This window comes from Sanguibacteroides sp. AM78-02pH3A (assembly GCF_027666085.1).
GTDB classification, from domain to species: Bacteria; Bacteroidota; Bacteroidia; order Bacteroidales; family Marinifilaceae; genus Gabonibacter; species Gabonibacter massiliensis.
The window spans coordinates 210889-236651 of the sequence record NZ_JAQEHX010000004.1; the positions used below are offsets into that span (position 1 = coordinate 210889).

At 42.0% G+C, this 25763-nt stretch carries 26 protein-coding genes and 1 pseudogene; 13 read left to right on the top strand and 14 right to left on the bottom strand.

Annotated features, from left to right (window positions below; all coding sequences use genetic code 11):
- Positions 1-44: 44 nt before the first annotated feature.
- Positions 45-1325 carry a serine hydroxymethyltransferase gene (gene glyA / locus PGR74_RS08095; protein WP_041502081.1) on the bottom strand — a complete coding sequence of 427 codons (1281 nt, stop codon included), beginning with the start codon at positions 1323-1325 and terminating at the stop codon, positions 45-47.
- 158 nt (positions 1326-1483) lie between these two features.
- Between glyA and PGR74_RS08100 the strand changes: the two genes are divergently transcribed.
- Positions 1484-1966 (top strand): hypothetical protein, encoded by a 483-nt coding sequence (locus tag PGR74_RS08100; RefSeq protein ID WP_041505404.1) that lies wholly within the window; start codon positions 1484-1486, stop codon positions 1964-1966.
- A 45-nt stretch (positions 1967-2011) separates the two neighbouring features.
- A complete protein-coding gene (locus tag PGR74_RS08105) occupies positions 2012-2500 on the top strand; it encodes a hypothetical protein (RefSeq protein ID WP_041502079.1) in 489 nt (162 codons plus the stop codon).
- Between the two features lie 100 nt (positions 2501-2600).
- Here PGR74_RS08105 and nqrF read toward each other — a convergent pair whose 3' ends face one another.
- The 6 genes from nqrF to PGR74_RS08135 form a co-directional block, all read right to left on the bottom strand.
- Complete coding sequence (nqrF, locus tag PGR74_RS08110) at positions 2601-3869, bottom strand: NADH:ubiquinone reductase (Na(+)-transporting) subunit F (RefSeq protein ID WP_041502078.1); 1269 nt, start codon at positions 3867-3869, stop codon at positions 2601-2603.
- Between the two features lie 97 nt (positions 3870-3966).
- The gene (gene nqrE, locus PGR74_RS08115; protein ID WP_041502077.1) at positions 3967-4587 is read right to left on the bottom strand and encodes an NADH:ubiquinone reductase (Na(+)-transporting) subunit E; all 621 of its coding nucleotides are present in this window, start codon (positions 4585-4587) and stop codon (positions 3967-3969) included.
- Positions 4588-4611: 24 nt separating this feature from the next.
- Positions 4612-5256: an NADH:ubiquinone reductase (Na(+)-transporting) subunit D gene (locus tag PGR74_RS08120; RefSeq protein ID WP_041502076.1), complete on the bottom strand. Its 645-nt coding sequence runs from the start codon at positions 5254-5256 to the stop codon at positions 4612-4614.
- Between the two features lie 5 nt (positions 5257-5261).
- Positions 5262-5945, bottom strand: coding sequence for an NADH:ubiquinone reductase (Na(+)-transporting) subunit C (gene nqrC / locus PGR74_RS08125; RefSeq protein ID WP_041502075.1), 684 nt, complete (start codon positions 5943-5945; stop codon positions 5262-5264).
- Between the two features lie 22 nt (positions 5946-5967).
- A complete protein-coding gene (locus PGR74_RS08130; RefSeq protein ID WP_041502074.1) occupies positions 5968-7122 on the bottom strand; it encodes an NADH:ubiquinone reductase (Na(+)-transporting) subunit B in 1155 nt (384 codons plus the stop codon).
- A gap of 67 nt (positions 7123-7189) precedes the next feature.
- A complete protein-coding gene (locus PGR74_RS08135) occupies positions 7190-8545 on the bottom strand; it encodes a Na(+)-translocating NADH-quinone reductase subunit A (RefSeq protein WP_041502073.1) in 1356 nt (451 codons plus the stop codon).
- Between the two features lie 284 nt (positions 8546-8829).
- On the opposite strand from PGR74_RS08135, the gene PGR74_RS08140 reads away from it, so the two are divergent.
- Positions 8830-9252, top strand: coding sequence for an META domain-containing protein (locus tag PGR74_RS08140; RefSeq protein ID WP_041502072.1), 423 nt, complete (start codon positions 8830-8832; stop codon positions 9250-9252).
- Between the two features lie 69 nt (positions 9253-9321).
- Here the strand turns inward: PGR74_RS08140 and PGR74_RS08145 are convergent, their stop codons facing one another.
- Positions 9322-10596, bottom strand: a complete 1275-nt coding sequence (locus tag PGR74_RS08145) for a bifunctional folylpolyglutamate synthase/dihydrofolate synthase (RefSeq protein ID WP_041502071.1) — start codon at positions 10594-10596, stop codon at positions 9322-9324.
- A gap of 264 nt (positions 10597-10860) precedes the next feature.
- Between PGR74_RS08145 and PGR74_RS08150 the strand changes: the two genes are divergently transcribed.
- Positions 10861-11496 (top strand): redox-sensing transcriptional repressor Rex, encoded by a 636-nt coding sequence (locus PGR74_RS08150; protein WP_041502070.1) that lies wholly within the window; start codon positions 10861-10863, stop codon positions 11494-11496.
- A 740-nt stretch (positions 11497-12236) separates the two neighbouring features.
- Here PGR74_RS08150 and PGR74_RS08155 read toward each other — a convergent pair.
- Complete coding sequence (locus tag PGR74_RS08155; protein ID WP_041502069.1) at positions 12237-12731, bottom strand: hypothetical protein; 495 nt, start codon at positions 12729-12731, stop codon at positions 12237-12239.
- Between the two features lie 117 nt (positions 12732-12848).
- Positions 12849-13088, bottom strand: coding sequence for a hypothetical protein (locus PGR74_RS08160; protein WP_041502068.1), 240 nt, complete (start codon positions 13086-13088; stop codon positions 12849-12851).
- Positions 13089-13539: 451 nt separating this feature from the next.
- On the opposite strand from PGR74_RS08160, the gene thrS reads away from it, so the two are divergent.
- The 7 genes and pseudogenes from thrS to PGR74_RS08195 all read left to right on the top strand — a co-directional run bounded on the left by thrS (position 13540) and on the right by PGR74_RS08195 (position 20477).
- A complete protein-coding gene (thrS, locus tag PGR74_RS08165) occupies positions 13540-15492 on the top strand; it encodes a threonine--tRNA ligase (RefSeq protein WP_041502067.1) in 1953 nt (650 codons plus the stop codon).
- Between the two features lie 28 nt (positions 15493-15520).
- Positions 15521-16054 (top strand): annotated as a pseudogene (infC, locus tag PGR74_RS08170) (translation initiation factor IF-3); the annotation flags it as partial.
- A 59-nt stretch (positions 16055-16113) separates the two neighbouring features.
- Complete coding sequence (gene rpmI, locus PGR74_RS08175; protein WP_041502066.1) at positions 16114-16308, top strand: 50S ribosomal protein L35; 195 nt, start codon at positions 16114-16116, stop codon at positions 16306-16308.
- Between the two features lie 90 nt (positions 16309-16398).
- Entirely contained in the window at positions 16399-16752 is a 354-nt protein-coding gene (gene rplT, locus PGR74_RS08180; RefSeq protein WP_041502065.1) for a 50S ribosomal protein L20, read from the top strand.
- A 144-nt stretch (positions 16753-16896) separates the two neighbouring features.
- Positions 16897-17628: a 4-hydroxy-tetrahydrodipicolinate reductase gene (gene dapB / locus PGR74_RS08185; RefSeq protein ID WP_041502209.1), complete on the top strand. Its 732-nt coding sequence runs from the start codon at positions 16897-16899 to the stop codon at positions 17626-17628.
- A gap of 68 nt (positions 17629-17696) precedes the next feature.
- Complete coding sequence (gene lepB / locus PGR74_RS08190) at positions 17697-19070, top strand: signal peptidase I (protein ID WP_041502064.1); 1374 nt, start codon at positions 17697-17699, stop codon at positions 19068-19070.
- A gap of 69 nt (positions 19071-19139) precedes the next feature.
- A complete protein-coding gene (locus PGR74_RS08195) occupies positions 19140-20477 on the top strand; it encodes a PhoH family protein (protein ID WP_041502063.1) in 1338 nt (445 codons plus the stop codon).
- A 76-nt stretch (positions 20478-20553) separates the two neighbouring features.
- Here PGR74_RS08195 and PGR74_RS08200 read toward each other — a convergent pair whose 3' ends face one another.
- Complete coding sequence (locus PGR74_RS08200; RefSeq protein WP_041502062.1) at positions 20554-22245, bottom strand: tetratricopeptide repeat protein; 1692 nt, start codon at positions 22243-22245, stop codon at positions 20554-20556.
- Between the two features lie 146 nt (positions 22246-22391).
- Here PGR74_RS08200 and PGR74_RS08205 point away from each other — a divergent pair, with 146 nt between their 5' ends.
- Positions 22392-23207 (top strand): 1-acyl-sn-glycerol-3-phosphate acyltransferase, encoded by an 816-nt coding sequence (locus PGR74_RS08205; protein WP_082032868.1) that lies wholly within the window; start codon positions 22392-22394, stop codon positions 23205-23207.
- Positions 23208-23297: 90 nt separating this feature from the next.
- Positions 23298-24251: a GNAT family N-acetyltransferase gene (locus PGR74_RS08210; RefSeq protein ID WP_041502060.1), complete on the top strand. Its 954-nt coding sequence runs from the start codon at positions 23298-23300 to the stop codon at positions 24249-24251.
- On the opposite strand, the gene PGR74_RS08215 is transcribed toward PGR74_RS08210, so the two are convergent.
- The 3 genes from PGR74_RS08215 to PGR74_RS08225 are packed head-to-tail and all read right to left on the bottom strand — an operon-like array spanning position 24248 to position 25758.
- On the bottom strand, positions 24248-24868 hold the full coding sequence (locus tag PGR74_RS08215; RefSeq protein ID WP_041502059.1) for a LysE family translocator: 621 nt from the start codon (positions 24866-24868) through the stop codon (positions 24248-24250). The two genes, PGR74_RS08210 and PGR74_RS08215, sit on opposite strands and share 4 nt — an antisense overlap.
- Positions 24869-24899: 31 nt before the next feature.
- Complete coding sequence (gene ruvC, locus PGR74_RS08220) at positions 24900-25454, bottom strand: crossover junction endodeoxyribonuclease RuvC (protein ID WP_041502058.1); 555 nt, start codon at positions 25452-25454, stop codon at positions 24900-24902.
- 1 nt (position 25455) lies between these two features.
- On the bottom strand, positions 25456-25758 hold the full coding sequence (locus PGR74_RS08225; protein ID WP_041502057.1) for a DUF4286 family protein: 303 nt from the start codon (positions 25756-25758) through the stop codon (positions 25456-25458).
- Between the last annotated feature and the right edge of the window lie 5 nt (positions 25759-25763).

The window sequence follows — 25763 nt, forward strand, 5'->3', positions numbered from 1 at the left end:
AAAAGCTGCTTCAAAAGCAGCTTTTTTATTCGTATTCGATAATATTACCAAGCGAACATCGGTCTGTCGCTCATCATGGCGTTTACCTCTTTTCTTACTTGTGCAATTACATCGGCGTTATCGACGTTGCTTAATACCCGGTCGATCATATCCACGATGACAGGCATATGTTCTTCTTTCAAGCCGCGGGTCGTAATGGCAGGAGTACCTACCCGCAAACCGGATGTGGAGAACGGGGTACGCGTATCGAACGGTACCATATTTTTATTGATCGTGATGTCTGCCAATACCAATGTATTTTCGGCTTTTTTACCGGTTAAATCCGGGAATTTGGTTCTTAAATCGATTAACATGGAGTGATTGTCAGTACCTCCGGAGATTACTTTGTATCCTTTGTCCATGAACGCTTTTGCCATGGCTTTGGAGTTTGCTAACATCTGTTTGGCATAATTGGTATACTCTTCGGATAACGCTTCACCGAAAGCGACGGCTTTAGCGGCAATCACGTGTTCGAGCGGTCCTCCTTGCTGTCCGGGGAAAACGGCGAAATTAATTACCTGCGACATCATTTTGATCTCTCCTTTCGGTGTTTTCAAACCCCATGGATTTGGGAAATCTTTAGGGAGAAGGATCATACCGCCGCGGGGACCGCGAAGTGTTTTGTGGGTCGTGGTAGTTACGATATGACAATATTCCATCGGGTTATTCAGTAATCCTTTGGCAATCAAACCGGCCGGATGAGACATGTCACACATCAGTAAAGCTCCTACTTTATCGGCAATCTCACGCATACGTTTGTAGTCCCAGTCGCGAGAGTATGCGGATGCTCCGGATACGATCATTTTGGGTTTGTGTTCGATGGCTAATCGCTCCATCTCATCATAATCCACCATACCGGTCTCTTCCTTCACGTGGTAAGCTACCGGATGGTAGTTGATACCTGAAAGATTCACGGGTGAACCGTGGGAAAGATGGCCTCCGTGTGCCAAGTCTAACCCTAAGAACGTATCTCCCGGTTTCATGCAAGCAAAGAACACGGCAGCGTTGGCTTGTGCTCCCGAGTGGGGTTGTACGTTGGCGAATTCGGCTCCGAAAAGTTGGCATGCGCGATCAATAGCCAGCTGTTCCGTTTGGTCGACAATTTGACATCCTCCGTAATAACGCGCTCCGGGGTAGCCTTCGGCGTATTTGTTGGTTAAACAGGAACCCATGGCTTGCATTACTTGATCGCTTACGAAGTTCTCAGAGGCAATCAACTCCAGCCCCTGTTTTTGACGTTGACACTCCTTATCAATGAGGTCAAAAATTTGTGTATCTCTTTTCATTATTTAAATTTTTAATATATAGACATTCTAAAATCTTTGCCAAAATTATATTAATACTCGTTGTAAACAAAGTATTTCAAGTTTTTTTTTAATCCTAAAAACCCTTTATCCCGTAGATTCGTAAGGAATAAGGAAATTGAAATATAAAAGGTAAAATAATGAAGATAGGAGAAAAAGAATTATCCGGCGGCGCTTCTTCCGAAGAAGTGTATGAATTGATGGAAACGGGGCGAAGTTATGTATCGGATAACCGGGAAGGAGGCCGGGAACCGGAAAGACCTGCTTTTTTAACCGTACTTTGTATTCTGACCTTTATCGGTAGCGGATCCACTCTTTTAGTCAGCTTCGTGAGTCTATTGATATCCGGTTACATAGAGCAATTGTTTTGGATGAATGGAATGGTTCCCCAGGAGTATCTTTCCGGGCAAACTGTAATGATGGCTTCTTTTATTTCACTCGTGTTGAGCGGAGCTTCTCTTTATGGAGCACATCGGATGTGGCGATTGGATAAATTCGGTTTTTTTGTATACACGACCGTGCAATTCGTGTCGATATTTCTTATTTATAATGTATTGGGTTTATTGGTCAATGCGGCTTTTGTTTTGATGTATTATGCAAATTATAAATATATGGTAAAATAGTTCTAATATTTTATATATTTGATTTCAAATTTAATTTTGAATACTATGGAAAATCCTTTTGAAACGAGTAAACCGAAACGTTCGGCCTTTTTAACGGTACTTTGTATCCTGACTTTTATCGGGAGTGGCTGGGGAATTTTAAGTAATTTAATGGGATTGTTTACAGCGGGGCTTCAGAATTCTGCAATGGAAATACAGCAGTTGTATCAAAGTAGCGGAAGTTCGGGTTCCGGTTTTCTTAAAGCATGGATGAATTCGAGCATGGATCTTATGCAAGTGACAGCCCTGCATGCAACAGCGATTAATTTATCCGGTTTGTTTTTGTCTTTGTTTAGTTTGATCGGGGCTATTTTTATGTTTAATTTGAGAAAGGTCGGGTTTTATATTTATTCGGCAGCTCAGATTTTGGCTTTGTTCGTACTTCCTTATTATGCAGGTTTTTCGATGATCGTCTGGGTCTCATTCCTTACTTCCGGCTTTTTTGTCTTGCTGTTTATTGTCCTTTACGCGGTCAATTACAGGCAAATGAAATAAAAGCGGCGATAAAATCTCCCCGGAGACCGTACAATGTTTTGTTTGCCTACATGGTAAATAAATAAAAAAGCCCTTGGGAACAAGGGCCTTTTTATTCATGTTATCCTCCGAAATTGTCGTACATAACGTTTTCGTCGGGAACACCTAAATCGTATAACATTTTCGTGACGGCCTGAATCATCATAGGAGGTCCGCACAAATAGTATTCAATATCTTCCGGATTTTCGTGATTCTTGAGGTATTGTTCGTAGATTACCTGGTGTACGAATCCCGGCTTATAAGCTACTCCAGCCGCATCAGCCACCGGATCCGGTTTATCAAGAGCCAAGGTCCACCTGAAGTTCGGGTTTTCTTCTTGTATCTTATTGAATTGATCCACGTAAGGGGCTTCCTGCAATGCTCGGGCACCATACCAGAAGGTCACTTTCCGTTTCGTGTGCATGGTTTTAAATAAATTGAAGATGTGCGAACGCATCGGGGCCATACCGGCACCTCCACCGATAAACATCATCTCGTTATTGGTATCCCGTAGAAAAAATTCTCCATAAGGTCCGGAAATGGTCACCTTATCACCCGGTTTGCGAGTGAAAATATAAGATGAACAGATGCCCGGGTTTACATGGGCGAATCCACCTATTGCTTTGTCGAACGGGGGAGTGGCAATACGGATATTCAACATGATGATATTCCCTTCTGCCGGGTGGTTGGCCATGGAGTAGGCTCTGTAAGTGGCTTCCGGATTATGCATTTTCAAATCGAACATCTTCATGCGTTCCCAGTCTGCCCGGTATTTCTCGTTTACCTCAATATCTTTGAAATCAACATCGATGGCCGGTACATCTATTTGAATATAACCTCCCGATTTGAATTTCAAAGTTTCCCCTTCCGGCAATTTCACGACGAACTCCTTCAAGAAAGTTGAAATGTTGTTATTGGAAACGACTTCACATTCCCATTTTTTGATACCCAATACGGATTCGGGAATTTCCATCTCGATGTTTTCTTTCACTTTTACCTGGCAGGCCAGACGCCAGTTATCGTGTTGCTGTTTATAGGAGAAGAAGCCCGTTTCGGTGGGAAGAATGGATCCCGCACCCGATTCTACCTGACAACGGCACATGCCGCAGGAGCCTTTTCCTCCGCAAGCCGAAGGAAGAAATATTTTATTATTTCCGAGGGTGGCCAATAAGGTTGACCCGGGTTCCGTTGTTATCTCTTTTTCGCCATGATTGATGCTGACCTTCACTTCCCCCTTGGGAGTTAGTTTTGCTTTGGCAAACAGGAGCATGCCCACGAGAATGAGTGTTACGATAAGGAACACGATTACTCCTGCCGTGACGATCGCTGTATTTATTACTAATAATGTCATCTTATTAATTTTAGATTTACTGATAAAGTGATCCCGTGATTTTAGATTCTGTGATTAATCGTCACTGAATCGGCAATCTCTAAATCACTGAATTGTTTTACAGATTGATACCCAAAAAACTCATGAATGAAATAGCCATTAATCCTGTCACGATAAACGTAATCCCGATACCTCGCAGGGGAGCGGGGATATTCGAGTATTTTAGTTTTTCACGGATAGCAGCGATTCCCACGATGGCAAGTAACCAGCCGATACCGGACCCTAATCCGAATGCAGTGGCTTCCGCTACGTTTGCGTAGCCTCTTTCTTGCATGAATAATGATGCTCCCATGATGGCACAGTTAACGGCAATCAACGGTAAAAATATTCCCAATTGATTGTATAAAGTCGGTGCGAATTTCTCAACGACCATCTCCACTAATTGTACCATCGCGGCGATAACAGCGATAAACATAATAAAACTTAAAAAGCTGAGATCGATGTTGGCCGCACTCTCTCCCAGCAACCAGGTCAATGCTCCGGCTTTTAGCACGTAGTTGTCCAACAAATAGTTTACCGGAACGGTAATCAGTAACACGAAAACGACAGCTATACCCAAACCGAAAGAAGTTTTAACGGTTTTCGACACGGCCAGATAAGAACACATACCCAAGAAGTATGCGAAAATCATGTTGTCGATGAATATAGAGCGAATGAATATATTTAAAAGGTTTTCCATATCTTCATTTTATCTTTTGGTTAACTACTTCTGTTCGATTAAGTCTTTATTCCTGGAACGGTGTATCCAGATAATGATTCCCACAATGATCAGGGCCATCGGAGGAAGAATCATCAAACCGTTATTCATGTATCCCATATCGTAAAAAGCCTGTGGTACCACTTTGATACCGAAGAGTGTTCCTGAGCCGAGTAACTCCCGGAAAAAAGCCACGATAACCAGGATGATTCCGTATCCCAAACCATTGCCGATACCGTCGAGGAGGGAAGGCCACGGTTTGTTTCCTAAAGCGAAAGCCTCGATTCGGCCCATGATGATACAGTTTGTAATAATCAAACCGACGAATACGGATAGTTGTTTACTTACATCGTAAGCATAGGCTTTTAATATTTGATCCACGATGATTACTAAAGCTGCGACCACAACCAACTGCACGATAATACGGATACGGGTCGGGATGGTATTTCTCAACAGCGAAAGGATCACGTTAGAGAAGGCGGTTACGGCAGTAACAGATAGTGCCATAACGATGGCCGGTTCTAATTTTGCCGTAACAGCAAGAGCAGAACATATTCCCAAAACCTGTACGAGGATCGGGTTATTCTTGCTCAAAGGACCTAACAGTAATTGTAGGTTCTTAGCTGAAAATAATGCTTCTTTTTCGCTCATCAGAATTATTTTTTTAAGAATTGTTCGTAACAGGTTAAGTAATTTTTAAGCATGCTTTCTACTCCTTTGGAGGTGATGGTTCCCCCGGAGATGGCATCCACTTCATGCGGGCCGGTAGCTCCTCCGCCTTTTTTCACGAATATGGAGACCAGATTACCGTTATCAAAGATTGTTTTTCCGTCAAATTGACGACGGAATTGATCTTGAGTAATTTCTGCTCCAAGGCCGGGAGTTTCACCTTTGTGATCGAAAACGGTTCCGTAAACGGTATTTTTATCCTCGTTTAGCGAAATATATCCCCAGATGGGTCCCCATAGACCGGTTCCTTGTAACGGCAAGATGTATTTGATCACGCCATCGATATTGGCCACGTAGACCGGAAGCTGTCTATCTTCGCACGATTTTTTCACTTCCTTGCTGAGATCAACCGCGAAAGCGTTCCCCGCCACTTCTTCTCCTTTCGAATTGACAATAAATTGTTTGGTAATGTATTTGTCGAATAGTTCTTTGGAGTTTTCCGGGGTGGAGGTAATATTCACAGAACGCAGTATGTTCTGTCTTTTTTCATTCTCTATATTTTCATTTTGGGTAGGCTGTAACCACAGGGCTATCACGGACAGCAGAACGGCAACGATGACTACCAGTATAATGGAATATATAAAGGTGTATGTATTTCCTTGTTTATTCATCTCTCTTTGATTTAGAATTAGATCAATCTACCATGACTTTTGCCCTTTTCAACCGGCGTTTAATGTTGCCTTGCACAACAAACCAGTCGATAAGCGGAGCGAACGTGTTCATTAACAAAATGGCTAACATCATTCCTTCCGGATACCCCGGATTCAAGGTCCTGATTAGAATTGCCATTACTCCGAGAATAAATCCGTAAATCCATTTTCCCTTTTCGGTTTGAGCTGAAGTTACCGGATCTGTCGCCATGAATACGGCGCCGAAGGCAAACCCTCCCATCACCAAATGATCGATAGCATCTACGGCTGCATACGGGTTTGTTTCGGGTAAGGTTAGGTTTAACAAGTAAGCCATGCAGAATCCTCCGATAAAAGTGGATAGCATGATTTTCCAACTTCCAATTCCTGTTGCAATCAATAAAATAGCACCCAGTAAAATACAGAAGGTCGAGGTCTCTCCAATGGATCCCGGAATCAACCCCCAAAACATGGTGCTGAAGTCTGCGGTTAGAGGTGTGCCTTGGGCGGCCTGAGCCAACGGCGTAGCCTGTGAAAAACCGTCAGGCATTCCTGCGATCCATACTTTATCGCCGGAGATCATAGAAGGGTAGGAGAAAAAGAAAAATGCCCGAGCCAATAGAGCCGGATTCCAAATGTTCATCCCGGTTCCTCCGAATATTTCCTTTCCGATGATGACCGCAAAGGCTGTAGACACGGCAATCATCCATAACGGTGCGTTTACCGGCATGATTAACGGAATCAACAAGCCGGATACAAGAAAGCCTTCGTTAATTTCATGCCCTCTGATTTGTGCCACGGCGAATTCTATACCTAACCCGACCACGTAAGAGACGATGATCATGGGAAGAACTCTCCATAGACCGTAAAAGAATAGTTCGAAGAATCCGGTTTCCGCTAATGAACCGATTGCTTTGAAATGCTGATAACCTACATTGTAAATACCGAACAGTAAAGCCGGGATCAGGGCTATGACCACGATGATCATGGTTCTTTTTAAATCAACGGCATCCCTGATATTGCAACCTGAAGTCGTTGTGCGATTGGGCACAAAAAGAAAAGACTCGAAACCCGTGAAAACGGAGTGCAACTTGTGCAGTTTACCTCCCTCTTCGAATTTAGGCTTTTGCTTATCTAAATAATTTCGTAAAAAGTTCATTTTCTATTGTTTTGAATTTATGATTTATGATTTTTGATTTCCGAAATCTAAAATCTAAAATCGTCAATTAACTCAGTTCTTTCATCATCAGTTCAATACCTTGCTCTACGATTTGTTGTACCGGAGTTTTAGAGGTGCAAACAAATTCACAAAGAGCCAAGTCTTCCGGTGCAATTTCATACATACCCAATTGCTCCATCTTATCCAGGTCTTCGGCTAAAACGGCTTTTAGCAGGTAAACCGGCAGAATGTCCATGGGTAATACTTTCTCGTATTGTCCGGTGACGACAAACGCTCTCTCTTCTCCATGATAATTCGCGTTCAACGCGTATTTCTTGTTGGGAAATAAGAAAGAGGGGAAGGTTTTGGACATGGAGAATTTGTTGAATCCGGGGGTGGCCCAACCTAAAAATTCGTATTCGTCTCCCTCCGGAATGACGGTTACCATATTGTTGTAATAACCCAAGAACGATTCCGGGGATACTTTATAACCCGTGAGAACATTTCCGGAAATGATCCGTTGGTGTACTTGGTTCTTCAACTTGTTGTTAACGATACAACCGATATTTGCGCCGAGGATTGTTTTATAGTATGCTGGTTTTTTCACCTCGGAACCTACTAAGGCAATAATTTTACGCGCATCGAAATGGCCTGTTAAAAATAACCGACCTATGATGGCAACATCCATGATATTGACAACCCATACGATATCTCCTTTATTGATCGGATCCAAATGATGGATTTGTATGCCTACGTTCCCGGCTGGGTGGGGACCGCTGAAATAGTTGATCTCAACGTTTTTTAGTTTTGCAAAAATGGAATGGGAAGGAGTTCCTTCTCGGAGATTTAAATATACCTTTTTATTGCAAAGCTTTTTCAGGCAATCGATACCCGTCTGTAATGCCTCTTCTTCTCCTTGTAAGGCGAACTCGAAATCAGGAGCTAACGGAGCCGAGTCAAAGCCTGAGATGAAAATGGCTTTCGGTGTGGTTTCCGGGTTTGCAATTACGTCGTAAGGACGTTGTTTGATCATGGGCCATATTCCGCTTTCAAGTAATTTGGAAATGATCTCCTCCCGGTTTAATTTGTTCACATCAGCCTTACCGAAATCTTTGTAGCTGATTTCTGCATCCGCTTTTATGACAATCTCTAATAATTTTCTTCTTTCACCTCTGTTTACCGTATCCACGATACCGCTAACCGGGGCCGTAAACTGGACTTCAGGTCTGTATTTATCCGAGAATAATACGTCGCCTGCTTTAACTTCATTGCCTGCTTTTACCATTAGTTTAGGAGTAAGCGCTCGGAAATCGGTAGGCTTTACCGCGTATAGGTTACATCCCTCCACGGAGGCCACTGTTTTTTCCGCCTCTCCTTTTAACTTGATATCAAGGCCTTTTTTCAGTTTTATTACCTTGGACATTGTTCTTTTATATTTTTGATATGTAGATAATTATTTATTAATCTATCGTAAAACAAACGTTTTCAAAATACCTGCAAATATATAACCTATTATTGAATTTTATCCGTAATTGTCAGGTTAATTCTTACGATGACTTACTTTTTTTTTCGTGAGCTTTTTTTTGTTGTTTTTTTGACGAAATGAACCTTTAAACGGGTTATCGATTGTTTTGGCATGTAATTTGTATAAATACAAGAACTAATCAAAGGTTAATCAAGAGTATCCAAACAATAGAGAAAAGAAATATGAAACAAATCTTGTTTTTTTGTCTGGCGGTATTAGGGGCTGTCTCGTGTAAATCGGCTAAGGAAAATTTGCCGTTGACGGGAGTGAATTGGGTTGCCGAAAGTTTGAACGGTAAAGAGTTAAAAATGAAAAATAGCAACCAACAAGTCAGTATCACTTTTGAGAAGGCGGGGAAAAAGGTGGCGGGACAAGCCGGATGTAACCGTTTTTTCGGGACCTATGCCACGGAGGAGGATAAATTGACCTTTAGTCAGATGGGAGCGACCAAGATGGCCTGTCCTAATATGGATATCGAGGTAACCTTTTTTAAGATGCTGGACGAAACGAATCGTTTTGTAATTAAAAACGATAAATTGAGTTTGAAAAACGACGGGAATGTGATTGCTGTTTTTAAAGCGGAAAAAATAGAAAAGAAAAAGTGATTGAAATAAATATTTACAATTGATTCTTCAGTACATAGAAAAAACATCCGGTATTTGCCGGATGTTTTTTTATACGATTTCGGCAACGACAAAAGTGCTTCCGCCGATGTAAATCATGTCCCGGGGTGATGCTGCTTTTTGTGCGGCTCGATATGCGGCATCTACCGTGGGAAAGGTTTCTCCCGTTAATCCGACAGACCGGGCTTTTTCTGCTAAAATTTTTTCGTTCATGGCTCTTGGAATGGAAGCTTTACAGAAGTAGTACGCGGCATCTTTGGGCAGGATATGCAAAACGCTGTCGACATCTTTATCGTTTACCATACCGATGACAAAATGTAGTTTTTCGTATCGACAAGCATTTATTTGAGCGACAACCTCGGTCAATCCGTCTATATTATGTCCGGTATCGCATACCGTGTACGGATGTTTCTTTAATTCCTGCCAACGTCCTAACAGACCGGTATTTTGTATCGTACGGGCGATCCCGGCGTAGACGGCATGATCCGGGAGAGACAACCCTTGTTCTTTCAGTGTTAGAACGGTTTCTAATACGGTCGGAATATTTTTTCGTTGGTAGAACCCTTTTAGATCCGGTTGGATATTGTCGAATAGGATCCCGTTTCGACGGTGAAGGGTATAGGTGTTTGTAGAATTCCGGTTTACTTCCCAGTTGTCGGAAGCAAATTCAAGAAGCGATTGGCATTCGTCCGCTTTATCCTCGAAAACGAAATCCGTTGCGGTATCCCGCGTACCGATAATTACCGGGACTTGAGGTTTTATGATACCGGCTTTTTCGCGTGCTATTTTCTCGAGCGTGTCTCCAAGAAGAGCCATGTGATCGAAAGAGATGTTCGTAATGATAGAAGCCAAAGGCTTAATGATATTGGTGGAATCGAGCCGGCCGCCTAACCCGACCTCGATGACGGCTATATCTACTTGTTGATCTGCGAAGTATTTGAAAGCCATGGCAACGGTCATTTCAAAAAACGAGGGTTTTATCTCGGCAAAAAGATCCCGGTAGTCTTTTACAAAATTCACGACGTATTCTTCACTGACCATTTCGCCATTGATTTTGATCCGCTCGCGGAAATCTTTCAAGTGGGGAGATGTGTATAGTCCCGTTTTATATCCGGCTTCCTGAAGGATGGAGGCCAGCATATGCGAGACGGAACCTTTACCGTTCGTGCCTGCCACGTGTATGGTTTTGAATTGACGATGAGGGGAGTCAAAATGTTGATCCAACTTTAAAGTATTATCTAAATTAGCTTTATAAGCAGCTTTTCCTTCTCTTTGGTACATCGGTAGTTGAGTAAAAAGCCATTCTAATGTTTCTTTGTAATTCATGATAGATACAAAATCTTTTTATTGAGCGTGCAAAAGTAACAATAATCACGGTAAAGAAGAATACGAAATCGGAAATTTCAGCGTGCGGCTGGTGCTATTTTCGCTTCCTGCAAATTTTAAAGGATGGGGTTATTTACAGGAGAAACATGTTGTAAGAGATGGGAGGGAGAGGGAATGGGCATGGAATGTTAAAAAAGAAATAGTATGATTTTTTGCAGATGATTCGCGAAAAGATGTACCTTTGCAGAAATTATTGAACGCTTTATGAGTAGTGATAATAAAATAGTTCCAGTGCCCGTATTGAGGCGAATGCCGGCTTATCTTTCTTTTGTGAAGACTTTACAAAAACAGGGGGAGAAATATGTTTCCTCAACGCGCATTGCTGAATACATGGAGATTGATGCGACGCAAGTGACAAAGGATTTGTCTCATACGGGAATATCGGGCAAGACGAGAGTAGGATACGAGGTGGATAATTTTGTCTGTATTTTGGAAGATTTCTTAGGGTTCAATAAAATCAATAACGCTTTTCTTGTCGGGGTAGGTTCTTTGGGTAGTGCGTTACTTCATGATAAAGGTCTGCGTAATTTCGGGTTGAATATAGAGAAGGCATTTGATGTGGATCGTTCCAAAATCGGAACGAAGATTAATGACATTGAAATTTATCACATCGATCAATTTCGCGGAATGCCTGCCGAATGTAACGTGGCCATAGGAATTATTACGGTTCCCGCCGAATGTGCCCAGGGAGTAGCCGATCTGATGGTTGCTTGGGGAATAAAAGCCATATGGAACTTTACTCCGGCCCGTATAAAAGTTCCTTCCCATATTGCCGTGCAGAACACAACCATTTACACGAATTTGGCCATATTGTTTAATAAGCTCCATGCTCAAGAGTGACCAATGTCTTTTCATTGCCGTTTTTTTTGTTTTTCCGTAAAAATTTTTACAGACAAGAGGATTCCAAAATCGTTCTTCCATGTTTTTAGTGTATAAATCCCCTGTCCGTTTTACCCCGAACCATTTTTGAAATAACGTCTGATTGGCTCGGTCGTCATACGAGAAATCGGGGTCTAAATTGTCCACGATGATTTCTTTGTGAGACGGTTGGAAAGCGGAGGTGTCCATGTCGATCCACCCGGCTGGGTTTTCGACTTTACTACCGGAATAGGGTAACTCGTTATATATGAAAGAGAATTCATTGGGACGGTTAATGGCCATGCCTGTATTTAAAACAGCCGACGGATAATACAATCCTTCTGCTGTTGAGATCGACCTGAAGGCTTTAGCCTCTCCCGGTTTAATATAACAACCGTAATTTTCTTTGCCCCGGCCCGTGATTAGCTTCATGAAAACAAAGCCGCCTTCTTTGCCCCGATTCATTACTTTCCCTTTTATTTCAACCCATCCGTTCGGATGGTCTTCGTCTCCGGGGTAAAAATTGCGTGTTAAATCTTTTACAGCGAAATATTGATTATGTCCACTTCTTAACCATTTGTCAAACACATCCCGTATGTTTCCTTCTATCTTCAGCTCTTTTGCCAATTGCTCGAGGCTGATAATGCCTTGTTGCTTGTGATAGACCTCTTCCAATCTCATGAAAAGAGAGTCCAAAGAAATCTTTGGACCCAAGTAATTGGTTAGTTCAAACAGGTTCTCGCGAACGGTATGGTATAAAATGTTGGGAGCGACTTCCCGTCCTGCAAAGCGTTTTCTAAACTGTGATACCGTATGTAAGCCTGCAATTGTTTCTCGTCTCTACCTGAAAAATTGTAAATAAAGGGTTTTGCAAGACGGCCGGATACAAAATGCGATTTGTCGGAATATAAAGTTCTAAACAGAAAATCTGCAAAGGGGTACTTTGCGGAATATACATTTGAACGAGTGTCGTAAAACATCGCCATGGCATTCCAGAGAGTGTATTTCCACTTTCCTGTTTTTCTCCATTTCAATAACGGATGACTGATCTGTGCATCGGCTCCTACTGTTTCTACTGCCATTTTTAAGGCGATGGATTGTCCGATCTCGTGGAAATATTCACTTTCCGTGTCGTATGAACCGATGTATCTGACTCTTCTATTGTCTTTTTCTCCTTTTGAGGAAATGGGAATGTTCAGTATTCCCATCAATTCCATGCCGAACCCTTTTTTCCGGTAAAAATGTCATTCCTGGTTCCACTTGTCCACTCATGAATTTTCCTTCATTAAACTCCAATAAAAAAGATACCGGGGTTTCGATAAAACGGACATGAGCTACTCCATGCTCAGCCAGCTTAAATCGGATAATTTTAAATCCGGATTAAAATAAAAATCACTTTGGAAATACGCTTTAATTCCTTTCGGTTTGGCCTGGGCAAAGTGTTCTAAAAATACATCCGGTTCTTGAAACGTGTTCAATGAAAACTTCAAACTGTCTATATCTAATATTCGACTCGTAAAATTACCACCCGGATAAGTAACTCGATGGTTCAAAAACGACAGAATCTTTACCACGAAACTTTACTCCCTGCGAAAAAAGAACTCGTTGATTCGGACGAATAACCACCGTACGAAATTTAGTCATATCGCGCCCGCTATACATCGGGCGGACATTAATAGATTCTAAACTGCCGCCCGTATTTTCCCGACGAGAGAAATCCGTTATTACGATGATAATGAATAACGACTGAACGACACAGAAAAGATACGCGTTTACAAGTGGCACGGAACAAGGCAATGCTACTAATTTCCAATTCTCACCGTATCCTTGTTCTTGTAAAAGTATTATTTTGGGATTATTGATTCAGGTGCGGAAAAAAAACAGGAGAGAATTCTGAGGATCGTTTCGGATTGATTTTGTTGATATAGATCGTTTATTGGAAGGCTTTTTCTTTTGTTATTCCGATGGTTTTTGCTACCTTTGCAAATTGTAAATTACATTAGTAGTAACTAAAAGAAAGCGTAAATGGTAAAGATTAAATTTCCTGACGGGAATGTAAAAGAGTTTGAATCCGGGATTACCGGTTTGGACATAGCGAAGTCGATTAGTCCTAAGTTGGCTAAGGAGGTATTGTCAATATCCGTAAATGGAGTCACGTGGGACTTGACGCGGGGAATTACGACAGATGCCGAGATTAAGCTAAACACGTGGGATGATGAGGAAGGACGCCATGCTTTCTGGCACTCGTCTGCACATCTTATGGCAGAAGCTTTGCAAGAACTCTATCCGGGAATAAAATTCGGGATAGGCCCTTCGATCGAAAACGGTTTTTATTATGATGTAGATCCGGGTGAGGGGGTATCCATCCAGGAAAAAGATCTTGTGGCAATCGAGAAAAAGATGTTGGAGTTAGCGAGAAAGAACGAAGAATATTGCAGGATAGATGTTAGTAAGCGGGAGGCGTTGGATCATTTTTCATCTTTGGATGAAACCTATAAGGTCGAATTGATCAACGATCTGGAGGATGGAACGATCACCTATTATCGACAGGGGGATTTTACGGATTTGTGTCGCGGACCGCATCTGCCCAATACCTCCTATATAAAGGCTATTAAGTTAACCAGCGTTGCCGGCGCATACTGGAGAGGGAACGAACACAACAAGATGTTGACCCGCGTATACGGAATCACTTTCCCGAAACAGAAGATGTTGGAGGAGTGGGTGCAGATGATGGAGGAGGCTAAATTACGGGATCACCGGAAAATAGGTAAAGAGATGGAGTTGTTTACTTTTTCTCAGGCCGTGGGTTCCGGTTTACCCATGTGGTTGCCGAAAGGGGCGATGCTCAGGGATCGTTTGGAAGCGTTCTTGCGGAAAGTACAGAAAAAGTATGGATACGAGCAAGTCATTACGCCTCATATCGGTAATGTAAATTTGTATAAGACTTCCGGGCATTTTCAGAAGTACGGAAAAGATAGTTTTCAAGTAATCACCACTCCGCAGGAGGGAGAGGAGTTCATGTTGAAACCGATGAACTGTCCTCATCATTGTGAGATATATAAATTTAAACCTCGTTCCTATAAAGATCTCCCGGTGCGTTTTGCCGAGTTCGGTACGGTATATCGTTACGAGCAAAGCGGGGAGTTGCACGGGTTGACGAGGGTACGCGGATTTACGCAGGATGACGCGCATCTTTTCTGTACTCCGGATCAGTTGAAAGAGGAGTTTAAAAAGGTAATCGATATTATTTTCATTATATTTAAGGCTCTTGATTTTAAAGATTATACGGCTCAGATCTCTTTACGGGATCCGAACAATAAAGAGAAATATATCGGTACGGATGAGAATTGGGAGAAGGCCGAACGAGCTATTATAGAGGCTGCCGAGGAGAAAGGGTTGAATACCACCGTAGAGTTGGGAGAAGCTGCTTTTTACGGCCCGAAGTTGGACTTTATGGTAAAGGATGCCATCGGCCGGAAATGGCAGTTAGGAACGATTCAGGTGGATTACAACTTGCCGGAGCGTTTCGAATTGGAATATACCGGAGCCGATAATCAAAAACATCGTCCCGTTATGATTCATCGGGCGCCTTTCGGAAGTATGGAGCGTTTTGTTGCTGTTTTGATCGAACACACGATGGGGAAATTCCCCTTGTGGTTGACTCCGGAGCAGGTTGTTATTCTTCCGATCAGTGAAAAATACAACGAATATGCTCAAAATGTTTTGAATTTGTTAAATAATTACGATATTCGCACCGTCTTAGACGATCGTAACGAAAAGATTGGTCGGAAGATACGTGATAACGAGTTGAAAAAGATCCCGTATATGTTGATTGTCGGGGAACAGGAGATGAACGAGCATAGGGTTTCCGTGAGACGTCAGGGAGAGGGAGATAAAGGATCTATGACACCGGAAGAATTTGCGACAATGATAAATAAAGAGGTAGAATCCCAGCTGGACTCTATCTATAATTACTAATAAAGGAGGATTAATTATAGCACGAACAATGGAAAGTAGGGGCTTTAGAGGTCAAAATGACAAGCCACAGCACAGAATAAACGAGCAGATCAGAGCTGCCTCTGTGAGAGTCGTTGGAGAAAATGTAGAACCGGGGGTTTATTCTTTGAAAGAGGCCTTAGCGATAGCGGAGGCTGCGGGAGCCGATCTGGTAGAGATTTCTCCTAACGCGGATCCACCTGTTTGCCGGGTGATTGATTACAGCAAATTTCTGTATCAGTTAAAAAAGAAGCAGAAAGAGATCAAGGCGAAAAGTGTTAAAGTGGTAATAAAAGAGATTCGGTTCGGACCGCAAACGGATGAGCATGATTTTAACTTTAAATTAAAGCACGCCAGAGGTTTTTTGGAAGAAGGGGCGAAAGTGAGGGCATACGTGTTTTTTAAAGGACGTTCTATATTGTTTAAGGATCAGGGATCCGATCTTTTAGAGCGTTTCATCAGTGAATTGGATGATTACGGGAAGGTAGAGTCAGCTCCGAAATTGGAAGGGAAAAAGATGATTGTGGTTATTGCTCCTAAAAAGTAATTTTGATCGATATTTTATAATTATATTTTTCTGAAACACAATTAAAATTAGAACAGATGCCAAAGATGAAGAGCGTAAGTAGCGCGAAAAAAAGGTTTACCTTGACCGCTACGGGGAAGATTAAAAGAAAACATGCTTTTAAGAGTCATATTTTGACGAAAAAGAGCACAAAAAGAAAGAGAAATCTTACTCATTCGACAATTGTAGATCAAGCGAATGTAAAGGGCGTGAAAGAGATGCTTTGCATGTAAGATTATTTTAAATTAAACAGTTATTAACCAGAATGTTAAGCTTAAATAGAAGTTTCCATTGGAACGCTAACATTCAAAAAACAAAAGAGTATGCCAAGAGCTAAAAATGCCGTTGCTTCGAGAGCACGCAGAAAAAAGATTTTAAAACAGACCAGAGGAAACTTTGGAGCAAGAAAGAACGTCTGGACGGTTGCCAAAAACACGTATGAGAAAGGTTTATTATACGCGTACCGTGACAGAAAGAAGAAAAAATCAGAATTTAGAGCATTGTGGATTCAGAGAATTAATGCTGCTGTCAGAATGGAGGGTTTGTCTTATTCCAAATTTATGGGCTTAGTTCATAAAGCAGAGATTAATATGAACCGTAAAGTTTTGGCTGATTTAGCGATGAATCAACCGGAAGCTTTCAAAGCTGTTGTTGCGAAAGTGAAAGAGTTAGCATAGTGATTATGAAATATCGATTAAAAAGGCTGCCGTAAGGTGGCCTTTTTTTATTTTTAAATGTTAACTTTGTGGCGTAGAGTTCCGAATAAAGCAATGGTACGATGGAAGGGGGGAATCCGGGGGGCAGGTAAAATTTTTAACATGATGAAAATAGCATTATTGGGTTACGGTAAAATGGGAAAGGCGATCGAGCGTATGGCTTGTGAGAGAGGGCATGAAGTGGTTTTTATCGCGGATGACCATGACCGTTCTGTCGAACAGGACGAGCGGTTACGCGAAGCGGATGTGGCGATTGAGTTTACGATGCCGGCTGCAGCCGTGGATAACTATACCTGGTGTTTTCGTAACCGAATTCCAGTGGTTTCCGGTACGACCGGTTGGTTGAATCGTTGGGAGGAAGTGATTGGCATGTGTAAGGAATTGCAGGGTAGTTTTTTTTATGCTTCTAATTTCAGTATCGGTGTCAATATATTTTTCCATTTGAATCGTTGGTTAGCCAAGACGATGTCCCGCTTCGAAGGTTATAAAGTATTCGTGGAAGAGACGCACCATATTCATAAGTTAGATGCTCCGAGCGGAACGGCCATTGCCTTGGCAGAAGGGATCATGGAACAGCACGGGAAATATTCTTCGTGGAAGTTGGACGGAGAACCGGTAAGAGAGGGGGAAATCCCTATTACGGCAAAACGGGAGGGGGAGGTGCCTGGTATACATTCGGTAACGTATCAATCCGATGCGGATGAGATCAAGATTTATCATTCGGCTCTTTCAAGAGAGGGTTTTGCGTTGGGGGCCATAATGGCTGCGGAGTTCTTGGTCGGCAGAAAGGGTGTCTACGGAATGGAAGATTTATTGCATTTGGACAATAATAAATAATGGGCGGTTTGTATGCACTTTTCCGTTTGGACGGAGAAGGAATAGATCGTAAATCTAAATAGAAAAATATGAGAGATATCTTAATAAACAAATGGTTTAAATTCGGGATCGTTTTATTGGTATATTTATTGTGGACTTGTTGGGTAAGTTCCTGGTGGCTATTATTAGGCGTACCTGTTATTTTTGATATTTATATTACGAAAAAAATACATTGGGCGTTTTGGAAGAAGAGAGGGGTAGAAAAACAAACAAAGGTGGTTGAGTGGATCGATGCCTTGATTTTTGCTATTGTTGCGGCTACCTTGATTCGTATGTTTTTCTTTGAAGCCTATACCATACCTACTTCCTCCATGGAGAAATCGATGATGGTCGGAGATTATCTTTTCGTGAGCAAATTGGCTTATGGTCCTAAATTGCCGAATACCCCGTTGTCGGTACCTTTTACTCATCATACGTTACCTTTTACGACATCTGCCAAGGCGTATTCCGAAGCCATACAATGGCCTTATAAACGAATTGCCGGTACGGGAAAAGTTAGACGGAACGATATTGTCGTGTTTAATTTTCCGGCCGGAGATACCGTGGTACTCGGCATGGAGAATCCGGATTATTATTCTCAGGTAAGAGACGAAGCCATAAAGGTTAAAAATGCAGGAGCGGGTTTAGGATACATGTTGTCCGACGAGGAAGCCGCTTTGTACGCGGGAAATGCTTTGAAGAAAAAATACCGGGTTATAACTCGTCCCGTGGACAAAAGGGAGAATTATATTAAACGGGCGGTCGGAATGCCGGGGGATGTGTTGGAGATGAGAGATGCTCAACTTTACGTGAATGGAGAGAAAGCGGAGGACAGCAAAGGGATGCAATACAAGTACATCATAAAAACAAATCGTCCATTGGATTTGGCTAAATTGCATGATATGGGGGTTTCTTACGAGGATTTGAGGATGAATTACGGAGATGTTTACATTGTACCTTTGACCGTAGAGATGTTGAAAAAGGTAAAGGCTCTTCCGAATGTGATTTCTGTGACGAGGGAGCGGAGTAGCGAGCAGGTATTTCCGTATAGTTCCGATTATCCATGGACAAGAGATGATTTCGGCCCTCTTCCCATACCTAAGAAGGGAGAGACTGTAACTTTAACTTTGGAAAATCTACCTCTTTACAGACGAGTGATCGGAACATACGAGGAGAATAAATTGGAGGTGAAGGATTCTGTCATTTATATCAATGGTCAGCCGACTGACCAATATACATTTAAGATGGATTATTACTGGATGATGGGAGATAACAGGCATAATTCGGCGGATTCCCGTTATTGGGGATTTGTTCCAGAAGATCATATCGTCGGAAAGGCGTATTTTATCTGGCTGTCCTTAGATCCTGATAAATCATTCTTAAGTAAGATACGATGGAACAGAATGTTCCGGTTTATTCATTAAAAAACGGCTCAGCCGTTTTTTTAATACGATTTAATTTATTATTTTGTCGGTGTAAAAAATACATATACAATGACTGCTAAAAATAATAAAAAGACATTTGTATTAGATACGAATGTTATTCTTCATGATTACAAGTCAATTTATAATTTCGAGAATAATGATATCGTTATTCCTATTGTCGTGTTGGAGGAGTTAGATAAGTTTAAACGGGGAAACGATCAGATCAATTTCCATGCCCGCGAATTTGTTCGCGAATTAGACCAGATTGCGGGACAGGATTTTTTCGTTAAGGGAGCTTCTTTGGGAAAAGGGATGGGAAGATTGTTTATCCAACCGGGAGTCCCTTTTTCTGACGAGATGAAAATTTCTTTTAGCGATGATATTCCTGATCACCGAATATTGGCCGTGGCTGAATATTTAAGTAAAAAGAAAGAGGGCGAGAAGGTAATCTTGGTCACGAAAGACATGAATCTTAGGATGAAGGCTAAATCTTTAGGTGTTCAGGCTGAAGACTATAAGACCGATCAAGTAAAGAACTTAGACACTTTTTTGAATAAAAGCGTCGTTACGATAGAGGATTTTTCACCGGAATTGATCGCCAAACTGTATGAAAATAACGGGGGAATTCCCGTTGCTACTTTTTTTCCGGGACAGGAGATTAAAGGAAACCGGTACTATATTCTGAAGAACGGCAGTAATTCGGTGCTTGCCTGTTATGATCCTGTGAAACAGGTAGTTCGTAAAGTGGAAAAATTGAACGCTTTCGGAATATACCCGAAAAATTCGGAACAGGCTTTTGCCATGGATGCTTTACTCAATCCGGATATATCCTTGGTCGCCCTTAGCGGAAAAGCCGGTACCGGAAAAACTTTGCTTGCCTTAGCTGCCGCTTTGCAACAGAATAAGAATTTCGAACAAATATACTTGGCACGTCCTATCGTGGCTCTCTCCAATAAGGATTTGGGGTATTTGCCCGGAGATGCGACCGAAAAAGTCAGTCCTTATATGCAACCTCTGTTCGATAATCTGGGGGTGATAAAACACCGCTACAATATGCATAGCCAGGAAAGCCGCATGATAGACGATATGCTGAAAGATGAGAGGTTGGTGATTTCTGCCTTGGCTTTTATACGGGGCAGGAGTTTGTCCGATGTCTTTTTTATCGTGGACGAGGCTCAAAACTTGACCCCCCATGAGGTCAAAACGATTATCACCCGTGCCGGAGAAGGGGTAAAAATGGTATTTACCGGAGACCTTGATCAAATCGATTCTCCGTACTTGGACCGGCAATCCAATGGCTTGTCCCATCTGTTTGACCGGATGGAGGGACAGGATATTTTCGCCCATGTGCATTTGGAGAAAGGGGAGAGAAGCTACTTGGCCGAGGTGGCAAGTAATTTGTTGTAACTTGTCGTCACGTGATCGATAAAGAAAAGAGGTGACCGGAATCCCGGTCACCTCTTTTATTATATAAAAGCTGTTGTTACTCTACAATGTCCATGAAGACAGTCTCTTGAGCGTACGGATAGAACTCTCTGTCGGTGGTAGCTTTTTCCTTTAATTGAGGCTCCATTTGAATGGCTTTTTGTAATGCCATGGCCATAGCAGAGGTATCCTTTACTCTGGCGGCAGCGATGGCCATCAAATAGTATTCATAACCGTTTGTCAAATTTAATTTTTTGAACGTATCTAAAGCGGCACGGTTATCTCCGGCCATTAATTGGGAATAAGCTAAGTTGATATCCGGCATCTCTTTCAAATAGGGGATGGCTTGTTTATAATTACCTTCCTGCATGAGGATTAATCCCATATTGTATTTAGCTTCTTTTTTGACGGAGGCCTTACCGAACATCTCTTTTGCTTTTGCTTTGTTGCCTTCTTTCATATAGGTTATACCCAAATTATTGTATGTTTCCGGTTGTTGTTTCATAACAAGGGCAGATTCCAATAATTTTTTGGCTTTACCGTATTCTTTATTCTGGATGGCCATTGCAGCTAAATCGTTTAATAAGTTTGCATCCGTTTGTGAAGAGAGTACGGAATTTTCCTGCAATTGTGGTAAATAATAAGCCGTTACCTGATTTTCAACCTGAATGGTTGCGGGTACCGTGTAGAATACGAAAAAGTCAGCTCTGCGGAGTACGGGAAGAATGACATCTTTCAGTTGCGGAACTTTTTTGATGTACGATTCCAATAGAGCTTCGCGTTGGGCATTGGTCGTGGCATTTTTCATCTCTCTTACCATCATCTCCTTATCCTTGATGTTAGAGTCGTTGAGTAATAAGTAAAGACCTTCCCAGTTTTCGTTTACCGTATTAGCCACGATGAATTTGGAATTTTTAGCCATGGGGGTATTGGTAAAGCCTAAGTCCTTTTCGAAGAAGGCTTTTGACGTTTTAAACCGGTTGGTCGTCAGGTTTTTGTTTAATCTTTCGGCTCCTTCCGGTGAACTGGAAACGAACATGATCATATTGGTAATTCGAGCGTTTTTATCTGCCAAAACTGCTTTCATCTGTTTGCTTGCCTGCATCATGATGTTTGATTTTTTCTGTGCATCAGGAATAACGGATTGCGCTAAGGGGAAAAGTACGTAACCGCTTACCACTCCGACACCCGTAGCCGGGACATCTTTTACGAATGTTTCCGTGAATAGGGGGATTGCGTTAGGATCGGAAGGAATGGAATAGGCATATGTTTTCCATACTTTTACTCCATTGGAGTTTAAAATAGCGGGAGTCAGGGTTACCGACTTGTCGCCCATCATCGCTTCGATGTCTGCCATCAATACGCCTTTTTGCATCCCTTCTTTAAACGGGAAGGACAGGTTGTGCGTGGAGAATGTGTTCCCTTTGTATTCTATCACCGGATAGTTCGTACCTTTTACTTTTTCTCCCTGGAAGTAAAGGGGAGATAAAACTTCTTCACCGCCGGGATATTGCATTTTGGGAGTCACTTTTAATGTCAATTTTTTATAAAATTGTTTCGGTGCGAAAGCAATATTGTAGTTGAAGTTTACAGTCCCGTCCACCGAAATGAGTTGTTCCGGACTTACCTGTCCTATAACGGCCGTTTCGATGGCTTCTCTTTCCAATTTTTTCATGGAATTACAGCTTCCCATTAGGAATGAGAGTGCAAGAATGAATGCGCTACTAGTTATTAAGGTTAGTTTTTTCATAATACTCTTTTTTTAGTTTAACTTATTTTCTTCATTTAATTCTTCTGTTCACTATTTCATAATCACTCTAACGAATTTAAATGAATAAGGTTTGTAAAATTTATTTTTATCTTTGTCCGAAATTTTGATTTTTGAATAGATTGATGATGGAAGATAGAGTTAAGCCTGTCTATATAGAAAAACTTTTTGAAAGTAAGAATCCTAAATTGGCCAGATGGATTCCCGGTTTTGTGTATTCTTTTTTAAAGAGAGTTATTTGCCAGGATCAAATAAATGATTTTATCTCTAAATACGGGGATCGGAAGGGACTGGATTTTTCCGACGGTATATTAGAATATTTGGATATATCCTTTCAGGTAGAGGGTGCGGAGAATCTGCCGGATCCTGACGGGAGATATATTTTTGCCTCCAATCACCCTTTAGGAGGACCTGACGGAATCATTTTGATCTCTTTTTTGGGTCAGAAATATCCGAATTTAAAGTTTCCGGTCAATGATTTGTTGATGAACCTGAAAAATTTGAACAATATCTTTTTGCCGGTTAACAAGCACGGAGGGTTGGCGAAGGAGGCTGCTGCGGCTATCGATGAGGCGTATGCTTCCGATTGTCAGGTGATCATGTTTCCTGCCGGTATGGTAAGTCGTAAGTATCATGGTGTGATACAAGATCCTGAATGGCAAAAGAGTTTCGTCAGTAAAGCGGTCAAACATCATCGGGATATCGTGCCGATACGGGTTGTCGGAAGAAATTCGAACTTTTTTTATAATCTGGCGAATTTTCGAACCAGGATCGGTTTAAAAATAAATATAGAGATGATGTTTTTACCGAAAGAGACCTTTAAAAAAAGAGGAGCCTCCTTTACGATAAAGATAGGAAAGCCCATACCGTGGCAGACTTTAGACAATAGCAAGACCTCCAAAGAGTGGGCAAAGATTATCCGGGATATGGTTTATCGGATGTAGAGGTTCGTTTTGACAGGCAATTAAAAGTCTGGAATGAAAGGTAAAACTCTATATTTTTTTTATTTTTGTGCGTAGATAAATCGTGATACCATGCAACCGGTTATATATCCTGTGGAAAAGGCGAAACTGATCGCCGAGTTGACGGAAGACAAGTTTGTTCGCAAGACGAATAAGGGAGGGAATGAGATTTACTCTTTGAATGCCCATAACGCTCCTTGTGTCATGCAAGAGATAGGTCGCTTACGCGAGTTGACCTTTCGTACGGCAGGAGGAGGAACCGGTAAGGCTGTCGATATCGATGAGTTTGATACGGACGAGTGCACACCTTACCAGCAATTGATTGTTTGGGACCCGAAGGAGTGTGAGATATTGGGAGGGTATCGCTACATATTGTGCGATAATCTTTCTTTGAACGCGGAAGGAGAACCGAATTTAGCTACCACTGAACTTTTTAGATTGTCGGAGAAATTTAAGAAAGAGTACCTGACGAAGATGATCGAGTTAGGGCGTTCTTTCGTGCAACCGCTTTATCAATCTACGAAAATGGGACGCAAGTCTTTGTTTGCTTTGGATAATTTGTGGGATGGATTGGGAGCTTTAACCGTTGAAAATCCCGAGATGAAATATTTTTTCGGCAAAGTGACGATGTACACGAGTTTTAACCGGGAGGCCCGGGATCTTATACTTTACTTTATGAGGAAATATTTTAGAGACCGGGAAAGACTTGTAGAACCGATTCGTCCTTTAGAGATTCATATTGACGAGAAAAAATTCAGCCGGATTCTGATCGGTGCCAATTACGAGGAGGATTATAAGATCTTATCCAAATGCGTTCGGGAGCACGGAGAGAATATCCCGCCTTTGGTGAACGCTTACATGAGTCTCTCTCCTTCCATGAGGACTTTCGGTACGGCCATTAACCCGACATTCGGAGGGGTGGAAGAGACGGCGATTATCATTAAAATCGAGGATGTTTACGAAACGAAAAAGGCTCGCCATATTTCAACCTACATTCCGAGAATATTGCGTTTAAGACGTTTTTAGTATGAGATGCCGACGAATATGAGACTGATGCCGATGGTTAAATAGACGAGAGATTCGATGTAATGCATGGCTAAGGAGAAGTGTTTCTGTTGCATCAGGCGACGGGATAGTCTGTCTGAGAGGATAGCCACAAACGAGAATACGAACCAGGCCTGGAGCATGAATAGGACGCCGAGGAGGAGAAGTTCCCCCGAGACGTTCGTTTTTGTCGGATTTACGAATTGAGGAAAGAAGGCTATAAAGAAAAGGAGCACTTTCGGATTCAAAATATTCATTAATATCCCTTTCTTGTATAATTTTTGTTCTGCCTGCTGATGCCGGGACATGGCAAGTGTGTCCGAATTCCTGTGAAGGAAAGATTGGACGCTCAGGTAAATCAGGTAGGCGGCTCCCATGAATTTCAGTATGATGAATGCTATCGGAGATTGGTATAACAAGAGGGAGAGTCCTAAACTTACGGTTGCCGTGTGGACGATCAATCCGGTACACAATCCCGTGGCGAATATGATTCCCGCTTTTTTTCCCCGGAGGATACTTTGCGTGATCACGAACAATATATCCGGTCCCGGCATTAAGGTCAATAGAATGGAAGCACTTAAAAATCCGATTATGTTCATATTTCCCTCTTTTACGTTCGTTTAAAAGCTGTCAAATCAGTTTATCCGGATTCTGCTTGATGAAATCATCCCAATCCTTGCATTTGGAACCTCCGGTTGTGGGTAGGGAGCCTTGCAAATGGTGACAATAGGCGATGGCAATAGCGTCCGTTTCGTCCAACGTGGAGATCGTATCCGGCATGACCATGAATTTGCCTAAAAGCAAGGCGATTTGTTCTTTAGAAGCTTCTCCGGTTCCCGTGATGCTCATTTTAATTTTTTTAGGAGCGTACTCGAATATGGGAATATTACGTTGTAGGGCCGCAGCAATGGCAACCCCTTGCGCGCGACCCAATTTTAGCATGGATTGAATATTTTTCCCGTAGAATTGGGATTCAATGGCTAATTCATCCGGGTGATAACTATCGATGACTTGTAGGGTACGTTGAAAAATACGTTGTAGTTTAAGATAAGGATCTTCTACTTTTTTCATATCGACGACTCCGGAAACGACAAGTTCCGGCCTGCAATTTTTCCCGGTAGTCCGAATGATGGCATACCCCATAAAATTAGTGCCCGGGTCGATTCCCATTATGAGTTTTTCCATGTTATATTTCCTCCAATAAGGTGCTGAAATAGAGAACTTGTCGACCGAATTGATCGAGTAGCTTTTTCAATAACTCCTCCTGATGTTTTTCGAGGAAAGCCTGATAATCTTTTTCTGCCGGAAAGATCAATTGCAAGGAGAACGATTTGCCTTGCGGTTCTTGTGTTTTTATCCGGGTGAACAGTATATCGCTACATAATCCTTTCTCCCGAATAGCGGGAAGGTGATGATTTTGCATCCAGTTGATCAAGGAAGCTTCTGTGTCGTTTTCCACGTGGAAGGTGGTGTTGTAAACGTAGCGCATGGATA